Here is a 9,466-nt window from a genome sequence, read left to right on the forward strand (position 1 = left end):
AAAACAGCAGATGCAGTGGAGCCAGCAAGGTGCGCATTACTTACTCCAGACCCGTACAGCCGTACTGAATGATGATTTGAAAACCCAATTTGAGTATTGGTATCCGGGCATAAAATTAGGTGACGAAGCGGAGCATTCTTGGGCAGAAAAGATGGCGGCATAAGTGCCCCACGGTTTTTTATGCTCTCCTAATATACTGCCGTTAGAGTGAGGGGAACCATCTCATTACCTTGGGGCATTTATGTGGTAAAGCAGCTAAAGAAGCCACTTTAACGTATAAGTATTCATGGGCCGATAATGGGTAATAGTCAGTAACTCAATATTATGTTTCAGATCCATTTTTCTCTTCAGCTAATTTATCAGCCACTTCTTTAGCAAACTAATTATCACTATCAGCATTTTTTAGTACTTGATAGATAACTTGATTATGATAACCAATCCATATTTCTGTCATGAATGTTGTACGATTAAAGGGTCGTAAAAGGGGTTGATATCGTACTATTTATATGAGACAACTTTATCCGAGATCCAACCGCAGTGACGAAATTCATTTTCACTGTCCGGTCAGCGATCTTCATACGGACATAATTTGCATGGGATCAGGATGATGACTCATCATACAGACCAAAAGTTGGAATTTCTGTCGCTGTCAGCAAGCGAATTGGAGCCTAATACAACCCGGCCGAGTTTATATTCCCAAATTTACTGTGTCCTGCAAATCGGTTATTTCAAAGTTAAACACGCTTTCCTCCGTTTCGCTTGTCTGATAGACAGCCAGTCGGTCTACATTTTATTTTTAGAAGGATAAAAGTAAATGTCTTATATTCAATCGCATTTGAAGGGAAGGTGTTGGTTTACCCTCGGTGACAGTATAACTGAAAGAGGGTGGTATCAACCAATAGTGACCGAAAATTTAGGTCTAAAAGAATGGAAAAACTACGGAATAGGAGGAACATGCCTAGCCCAAAAAGATGAAAATGACAATTCAGCCATTTGTTTAAGATATGAAAAAATGGAAAACAATCCAGATATTATTACAATATGGGGAGGGGTAAATGATTTTGGATTTAACTTTGGCTCCTATGGAGGGGTGGAAATAGGTGATTATAAAGACAACACCTCCTTGACATTTATTGGCGGTATGAAGTTATTGATGGCTGGAATTACAAAAAAATACCCATTAGCGAGAATAGGGTTTATTATAACAACACCAATATCAGTACAAAGAGGCATGAACAGTAAAAACGCCAAAGGGTACTACTTGTCTGACTATTGCAGCGTTTGTCGGGAAATTTGCGAAAAATATTCCATCCCATATCTGGATTTATTAAAACAATCTGGATTCAATGAAGGAAATATCGATATTATGACCAGCAATAGCTTGGGCACAGTGTCCGATGGTTTGCATCCATCAAAAATAGGTATGACCAGGATTGCCCCAAAAATTTCAAACTTCATTTTATCTATTTAAGAGACAAAAAATGAGAATATTAACCATAGATTTATTAAAGATCGTTTCTATATTTTTCGTTGTAATTTCTCACGTTACTTTATTTTTCTTGTTGCGCAATGATAATGACGTGGTTTTGTATTTTCTTAGGCAGGCCGGTCAGTTGGGGGTCTCGTTGTTTTTTATGTGCAGTGGCTATTTCTTACTAAACAACAAGCATGAAAATCAGGTGGATTACATCATTAATAAATCCAAAGGGATATTAACTGTATTGTTGTTTTGGCTTATTTTTTATTATCTGTATGACACATATTTCATCAGTAAATTTACAACAGTGCCTACTATTAACTTTTTAAATTATGTTAATGTTAGCGGAACTACATCAGATGCTACCCATTTATGGTTTATATTTGCAATTGTCTCTCTATATATATTAACACCACTAATGCGTAACACATTTAACGAAGCAAATGCAAAGGGGATTAAGAAAATACTCATCATAATGCTTATAATTTCTAATCTTACATTGCTGAATGCGCTAACAGATTACAAATTCTCTTTTTCCCTAATCCCATTCAATATTTTGCTTCCTTTCCAATCTGAGGGTTTGATTAGTTTCTTGATAGGCGGATATATAGGGTTAACGAAACCTAAAATAAAGGCTTTTTCCTGTAAGCATATAATACTTATGGTATTTTTTCTTATATCATTGATATCTTTATCAATCATTTCCTCCAAGATAGGGATAGCCTTCTTTTATGGGAAGTTTTATAATGTATTCCTCCAAGCTTCTTCGGTGTGCCTGTTTTTATTCTTGGTTAACTTGAATATCAGAGAAATACCATTCTTAATAGATGACATTAGCAAGAATATACTAGGTATATATCTTGTTCACAATATTTTTGTTATTGAAATACATAACGAATTCGTCCATAATTTCTTATTAACAAAATTTAATTACATAAATGTATATATTTACATAATAGCCTATTCTTTGCTGGCTTTTATCCTGTCATATATATTATGTGTTTTGCTGCGGAAATCAAAAATAACATCAAAAATTATAACCATCTAACGTTATTAATAGGGAGAGCCGGCTTCTTCCAGCTATACCCGTCATCTTTCAAGTTGCTTCTTTGTTGGCTGCACTCACTCACCCCGGTCACATAGTTATCTATGCTCCCGGGGATTCGCTCCCTTGCCGCCGCGATCCATCTTGAAATCCATAGGGTATATATTTTCTTGGTAGTAAAGTGTATTGGCTAAAGGAAGGCGTTTTACAATTATCACAGACCACAACAGTGGTTTGAAAGGTAAAACGCCTTATGAGACTCCCGTTGAGAAAATGAGAGCTTAAAAATGCTCTGTCAATCGAAGTCAGAGATCACTCATCATATATTTTTATAATGAGTTCCAACACTATGAACCGTCATTGTATTGTCAGTATCATTTTGAGTGAAGGTTACCCTGTCTTTTTGGCTTAGCCTCACACTATATAAATTATTCGGCAATTTTTCCAGGTTACTGCCGCTGGCTGTACCAATACTTTTTGCTGCTGTCTGTGGAGCGTTACCCTTTTGTACCTCTTTTATAAATGAACTATACTTTTGTTTTGCAGCCCCTTCCATATTAGAAAATCCATTCCTAGATTTGTTATTTTTAAGTTCTTTAAAACTCACTCTCCATTTAGGCGCTTCTGTTGGTCCAGCCAAATAACCTATTCTGCCATCAGGTAATCTCTGCGGTGGTCGAAAGAAAGGTTTAGGAAACTTTTTTCTCTCAATATAATTCTCTAATGATTTAGACTCTAATCCATTGTAAAAGTTTTTTGAAAAAATCCTCCTTCCCAGTGAAGTTACAGCAGATAAGGTAAGTAAGAAATCAATTAATTTAAAAAATCTTGCGGCATTTGATTGTTGATTTTCCTCCAGTGGAATTTCCTGTACAGAGAAAAAATATAGTGCTAATAATTTATCGTCATCTGAATAAGCACTCAATGGTTTATTTTCAAGCTCAGGAACATTCCAAATGTTTTGAGGATATTGACCTTCAAAATCCAGTTCATTCTTATAAAAACCATTTGCCATATCTTTAGAAATTTGATCACCATTTTCACCTAATAGTGCAGATGAAAGATTAGACATATATTCTTGATAAATTCTCTCAGCAGTCTCTTTATTCTTATAATAGTCATCAGGAAGTTTAGATACATTATGAATACCACTTACAGCCAAAGCGTAAGCTAATATTATTTTCTTAGCTCGATATTCAATTCCATATGATGCTGTATGACCCTCATCTGTTTGCTCAAAGTTTAGTATACGTACTATATCTCCTGCTATTTGCTTTTCAACGGGTGGATATCCACTTCTATCATCAGGTGTTAATTGTATAACCATTATATTTCTCCATTATGTTAATGTTTATTTGAGCTATGAAATTTCTGGCAGAAAACTCCGCAATTTGTCGCTACTAATATAAATTTCAACTTTAAATATAGAGTTTTCCCTGGCTTTTTAATCGTTAATTTCAATGTAAAATTAACTTACGCAATAATTATTAGCAAGCTTTTCTTTTGCCATTTCTCATTGATTTTTTTTCATTTAAATCATTAGGTTAATATTAGTTAAATAAATAATGAAATGAGTTAAATAAAAACAGAGGACACTAAAAACAAACTGAACCAATACGGACTTTAAGAATAGGATAATTTTATGTTAACAAAATATTTTTAATATAGTCATGGCAGGTTATGTAAATGTAAGATAATCATTGCGTATGGCAGGAAATAGGCAATTTTCGATCCTTGTTAATAAAAAACTCACCTAATAAATAATTTTCATTGAACGTTTTTTTACTAATAAAGCCCCGTGTAAACGAGGCTATTTTTGATATACAAGGTCATATAGATTCAATACACCACGGTGTAATATCTCAACTCCTACGGCGCGATATAACTAATTTATCCTTAGGACGGTCCACCCAATCGGAGGGATTATTGTTGAAGTTATCCGCAAGCAGATAAGACGGCGTTTTAGCTAACCAATCAGAAAGTGAAATATCTTGGTAGATACCGTTATCTAGCACAATCAGTACTTGAAGATCATCATTACCAATATTTTCGATATAGTGACCAAATCCCAGTGGCACATAACCAACGTCGGTCGGCCCATATTTTGCGGTTTGGGCGTGTCCGTGGGAACTAAACACGGTCATACGTCCTTTGCCTGAAATGTAGTATTGCCACTCGTTGGCATTAGGGTGCCAATGTAGTTCACGTATAGCGCCAGGTTTGATGGTCTCGATGAGGCCAGTGATCGTTGTAGAAATGGGGAATTCCTTCGATGATGCTCGATAAACACTCCCTGCGTCATTCTCGAAGAAGGGTTTGTTCTTCAAGAGTTCATAACGGTGGGTGAGTGGGGCATCGTTTAATCCGCCGTCATCGGCGGGTAGGGGAAGTTTTGGCGGGATAGCTCCACCGACGATGTAAGCTTCACCTTGTTTGATTTTAGAAAAAACAGATGCTGGCATGTTGACACTTTTCTCAAGCACCTCTTTCGGCATATGCGTTATCCAATCAGTGATGCTAAAAGTGCCAAATTCTGAGAAGTGTCCGTTATCAAAAGTCAGAATAAAATGCGCACCATCTTCAAGCGCCTGAATGGAATGACCATGACCTTTGGGAAAATACCATACATCACCGGGACCAAAATCAGCTACTTCACTTCTGCCCTCCGGATCAATAATGGTAATACGTGCATGCCCTTCAAGCATATATGCCCATTCAGCGGCAACAGCATGCCAATGGAGTTCACGCACGCCACCCGGTTCAAGCATCATGTCAACACCCGCAATCCCTTCAGATATCGGGAATTGTTCCACCGTAGCTTCCCGTGCCCATCCATTTTCTAATACCCGTTTTTTACTATCGGTGAATTTATATTTATACAAACTTTTAGCATTTGTGGACGGTTTACTATTACCCGCGGCAGCCGTATTGTGCTGTTCATCAGCAACAGCCGTTTTAATCATACCGCCCATGCTAGCGGCCGCCGCGCCAATTGCGGATGCCTTCAAGATATCACGACGAGAGAACATATTTATTGCCTCCAATTAAAATGGGTACCAGCAAGAATAGTTGCAAGCTGATATCTATTTGTTTGATTTTTTTAAGTTACTGGTTGTCACGGAAGGAAAAATTAGAGGTGACTGATTAAGCATAGTAGAAAATTAGTCGTCTAGGGAAAACCAGAGACAACTCTGGTTTTCCCGGAAAAGTTATTACTTCATTTACTCTTTTTTACCAGAGCAAGGGCGAACGTATTTCATAATGCAGTCAAGTTTTTCACAAGTTTCCTGCCACTCTCTTTCTGGTTTTGAATCTCTGACCAATCCTGCGCCAGCCTGGAGCCAACAGCGACCTTGATGCTGATAGAGAGAACGTAATACCAGCGCCGCATCCAGTTTACCTGAGCTATCTAATAACATGACACAACCACTATAAAGCCGGCGTGGTGCACCTTCATAACGTGAAATTGCCTGTAAAGAGGTTTTTTTCGGTATCCCCGAAGCGGTTACAGCCGGGAATAGGGCGATGAACGCATCCCAACGATTTTTGTCTGTTTGTAGTAATCCTTTTACCCGTGATGCCAAATGTTGTACTGAACCTCGTTCACGAATCGCCATAAACTCTGATACACAAAGTGTGTCAGCCTGACAAATCGGTGCCAGTTCCTCTAATGCCAATTTAGCCGAAACAGCATGTTCAGAGATCTCCTTCGGGTCAGAAAGCAAATCTGCTCTCAATCGTTGATCCTGATCTTTGTCATGTGTCAATGCTCTGGTTCCAGCCAATGGTTGCGTGCTAACCCAACCTGAACCATCCGCTTCAACTACGGTTTCCGGGCTAAAACCATAAACAGAGAAATCTTCATCACGTAAGAAGAAAGAGCGGGCAGGTGTGTTAGCTTGACGGCCTAACCAGTAGCTGTGTGGCATGTCAATATCCGAGCCCAGTTCAACTCGACGTGACAGGATCACTTTTTGATAGTGGCCCGAGGCAATGTCCTTAACCGCATTGGCGACGTTATCCTGATAACGTTTCGCCGCGTCTGATGTACTGATAATTTCCCTATCTTTTGTCCACGGGAAAACAGGTGTTCCTAATTGATCAACCTGGCTAATTTTTTCCCTCAATATGGTGAGTTGACTCTCTTCGAGTGTTCGTATCAGAACCTGTCCTGGAGTTATGCGTAATTCATGCTGTGGAATGGTGATTTTTATCAACGCTTCGTTCTGTTGTGCTAATGGCAACCCATATGTCATATGGGAGAATTCAAATAACGTTCTTCCATAGGCCCGCCAGTCCTGAATGGGGAGGGCATTAAGCGCCTGTTCAAGTTTTTGGCTCAATGTACTGATATCGTATGGATGGCGATTACCTTGTGAATCAATCAATTGTCCCGATGCATCCGCACTGATGGTCGCTGCACAGCCTATCCCCAGTGACCATTCACCTTTCACTTCATAGAGCATATAAGGTTGTGCTTCGTCTTCTGAAAGCAAATGTGTGATCAAATCTAACGGAGTGCTGGTAATAACAACTGTTTGTTCATGATATTGCTGCATTGGGCGGCCATGTTCTGCTTGTGCCATCTGTACCAAGCGGCGTTTATCAATTTTTCCCACGGTAGTAAGTGGCCAATATGGGACAAACAACCATTGGTCAGGAATTTTATGACGCTGAACCCCTTTCTGTTGTAGAAATGCCGCTATCTGCACCGGTTCTGGTTGATTGCCGTTGTTAGGTAAACAGGCGCAGGTTCGTTCACCCAGCAATTCATCAGGCACTGAAATGACAACGGCATCATCAATATCAGGGTGTTGCAGCAGCAAGGTCTCAACTTCTTGGGTTGAAATTTTCTCACCACTGCGGTTAATCTGCTCTTTAATTCTGCCCTCAACGATCAGGTTGCCATCTGAGGTCATACGAACCAGATCGCCAGTACGATAGAACCCATCGGTGGTGAAAGCTACGGTATTATGCTGCTCTGCACGGTAATATCCCGTAATAGTGTAAGGGCCACGTGTAATAAGCTCTCCTACCTCACCGGGTACTACAGGTTGTAAATTGGCATCAACAATTTTGATCTCATCTTCTTCTGATAACGGACGTCCTTGGGTATTAATGATGACCTCGTGGGGATCATCCAATCGGGTATAACAGAGTAATCCTTCCGCTGTACCAAACACCTGCTGCAAAGGCCCAAGGCGTGCTATTACTTGTCCCGCCAGTTCTGGTGTCAACCTGCCACCACCTACTTGCAAACAGCGCAGGGATGAAAGATCGCTTTGTTCCCAGTCGCGAGCCTGTTCCCAGAGCCGTGCCAGAGCCGGTACTAATGCTAAATGGGTCACTTTGTGTTGCTCGATTAGCGGCATGGCCTCATCAAAACTGGCGGTATCACTTAGAAGGACACTTCCACCCTGGGAAAGGATACCCAAAATACCGGGGCTGCCTAACGTGAAGTTATGTGCCACAGGCAGTACGGCCAAATAAACACTTTCCGTATTTACTGCGCACAAACGGGCGGAGAGCACAAAATCATAGGTATAAGCATCGTGAGTACGGGGAATGAGTTTCGGCGTACCGGTTGTTCCGCCCGAAAGCAGCAATACGGCAATATCACCATAACTTGGAGCGGGAATATTTACTGGTTTATCATCAATGGATGCCAATGCGGTAAATTCTTCCGCTTCTCCATCAACAATAATGTGTTTTAGATCGGGGCAAAATGCCGCAATTTCTCGTGCCATTTCGCGGTAGTCAAAATCATGGAAGCAATCAGGGATAATGTAAGCAACCGGACGTGCAATCTGGCAAAGAGCATGAACATCATGTGCCCGCTGTGTCGGCATTAATAACACCGGATGAGCACCGAGCCTAAACAGGGCAAAACAGGTAACGACAAAGGAGATACGGTTAGGCAGTTGTACCATAACGTTATCCCCACGACGGATCCCTCGACGAAATAATCCGCTGGCCAATCTCTCTGCGGATTGGTGCAATTCACGGTAAGTTAGTTGTTGTTCTTGATAGATCAGCGCTGTTTTATCGCCCCAAATACCAGACCATCCGGCAAGTTGTTGGTCCAGCGTTTTGCCATTCCAAAGGTAGTCTGGCGTCATAGTAAGTGTTTTCCCAGGAATAGAAAAAGGTGCCATTATGCGAACTCCTGTAAATAGACATATTGTATAAATTGTGTAATGTGACGAATAAAATTCTCAGGTTCTTGAGTAATATAAAAATGGTCGCCTACAATCTCCTTGTGGCGATATGAACGGTGTTGTTCTTCGTCTGCAAGCCATTGCTGCCACTGCTGAACTTCTATCGCAGAAGCCTCTTTATCTTCACTGCCATAAAGCAGCAATGTTGGTGTTTGCAGTTTTACCGCGTCAGCCTGAATAAACCGGTGATAATGTTCCGTAGCAAGAAAATCAGCCCGTAGCATCGGTAAGAACAGCGCAAGCAAGCCAGGATCTTCTCGCAAAATCGGGCTACAACCGCCGATATCAATCAATTGTTCAATAAATTCATGATCAGGTAATCCGCTAAGTTGGCGGCGGGATTGAAGATGAGGTGCATGGCACCCCGAAAGCACCAGCGCCTTGGGTGAACAATTTTGTTGCTCAAGGCGTTGGCAAGTTTCAAAAGCGACTTGGGCCCCCATACTGTGACCGACAAGTATCAGGTTCTCTCTCTGTGCGGGGGTGAATGACACCATCAGGTCAGAAAGTGATTGCGCCAATGGCACAATACTGGTGGCCGCCTTTTCTGTCATACGGCTGTCTCGTCCGGGGTAAATCACGAGTGAAACCGCTATATCTGAATTTTCTAGTGTGGACCAGTGGCGGAATGCACTGGTACTGCCCCCAGCAAAGGGGCAGATTAACAGCGTGTATTTGGGTTTGCCGTGAGTCGTCAAGCAAGGACGAATCATCGGGTGTGTAGGG

6 protein-coding genes and 1 pseudogene are annotated in these 9,466 nt (G+C 40.9%); 3 read left to right on the forward strand and 4 right to left on the reverse strand.

The genetic code is table 11. From position 1 onward, the window contains the following. The 3 genes and pseudogenes from AACQ38_RS13845 to AACQ38_RS13855 form a co-directional block, all read left to right on the forward strand. Positions 1-163, forward strand: a pseudogene (locus tag AACQ38_RS13845) (ISKra4 family transposase); the annotation flags it as partial. A gap of 651 nt (positions 164-814) precedes the next feature. Beyond that, a complete protein-coding gene (locus tag AACQ38_RS13850) occupies positions 815-1,471 on the forward strand; it encodes an SGNH/GDSL hydrolase family protein (protein ID WP_011146570.1) in 657 nt (218 codons plus the stop codon). A 10-nt stretch (positions 1,472-1,481) separates the two neighbouring features. Next, the gene (locus tag AACQ38_RS13855; protein ID WP_165578382.1) at positions 1,482-2,525 is read left to right on the forward strand and encodes an acyltransferase; all 1,044 of its coding nucleotides are present in this window, start codon (positions 1,482-1,484) and stop codon (positions 2,523-2,525) included. Positions 2,526-2,841: 316 nt separating this feature from the next. On the opposite strand, the gene AACQ38_RS13860 is transcribed toward AACQ38_RS13855, so the two are convergent. The 4 genes from AACQ38_RS13860 to AACQ38_RS13875 all read right to left on the reverse strand — a co-directional run bounded on the left by AACQ38_RS13860 (position 2,842) and on the right by AACQ38_RS13875 (position 9,453). After that, positions 2,842-3,849 (reverse strand): Txp40, insecticidal toxin (previously name A24tox), encoded by a 1,008-nt coding sequence (locus AACQ38_RS13860; RefSeq protein WP_165578383.1) that lies wholly within the window; start codon positions 3,847-3,849, stop codon positions 2,842-2,844. A 535-nt stretch (positions 3,850-4,384) separates the two neighbouring features. Further along, the gene (locus tag AACQ38_RS13865) at positions 4,385-5,551 is read right to left on the reverse strand and encodes a cupin domain-containing protein (protein ID WP_165578384.1); all 1,167 of its coding nucleotides are present in this window, start codon (positions 5,549-5,551) and stop codon (positions 4,385-4,387) included. Between the two features lie 192 nt (positions 5,552-5,743). Beyond that, on the reverse strand, positions 5,744-8,641 hold the full coding sequence (locus tag AACQ38_RS13870; protein WP_445260627.1) for a salicylate synthase: 2,898 nt from the start codon (positions 8,639-8,641) through the stop codon (positions 5,744-5,746). A gap of 35 nt (positions 8,642-8,676) precedes the next feature. After that, on the reverse strand, positions 8,677-9,453 hold the full coding sequence (locus AACQ38_RS13875) for a thioesterase (protein ID WP_165578418.1): 777 nt from the start codon (positions 9,451-9,453) through the stop codon (positions 8,677-8,679). Positions 9,454-9,466: the final 13 nt, after the last annotated feature.

Source organism: Photorhabdus sp. RW14-46 (assembly GCF_963887965.1).
Taxonomy (GTDB): Bacteria; Pseudomonadota; Gammaproteobacteria; order Enterobacterales; family Enterobacteriaceae; genus Photorhabdus; species Photorhabdus laumondii.

Excerpts from the sequence above, each read along its gene's own strand:
- AACQ38_RS13850 (WP_011146570.1), top strand. The coding sequence starts at position 815 with ATGTCTTATATTCAATCGCATTTGAAGGGAAGGTGTTGGTTTACCCTC.
- AACQ38_RS13855 (WP_165578382.1), top strand. The coding sequence starts at position 1,482 with ATGAGAATATTAACCATAGATTTATTAAAGATCGTTTCTATATTTTTC.
- AACQ38_RS13860 (WP_165578383.1), bottom strand. The coding sequence starts at position 3,849 with ATGGTTATACAATTAACACCTGATGATAGAAGTGGATATCCACCCGTT.
- AACQ38_RS13865 (WP_165578384.1), bottom strand. The coding sequence starts at position 5,551 with ATGTTCTCTCGTCGTGATATCTTGAAGGCATCCGCAATTGGCGCGGCG.
- AACQ38_RS13870 (WP_445260627.1), bottom strand. The coding sequence starts at position 8,641 with ATGACGCCAGACTACCTTTGGAATGGCAAAACGCTGGACCAACAACTT.
- AACQ38_RS13875 (WP_165578418.1), bottom strand. The coding sequence starts at position 9,453 with ATGATTCGTCCTTGCTTGACGACTCACGGCAAACCCAAATACACGCTG.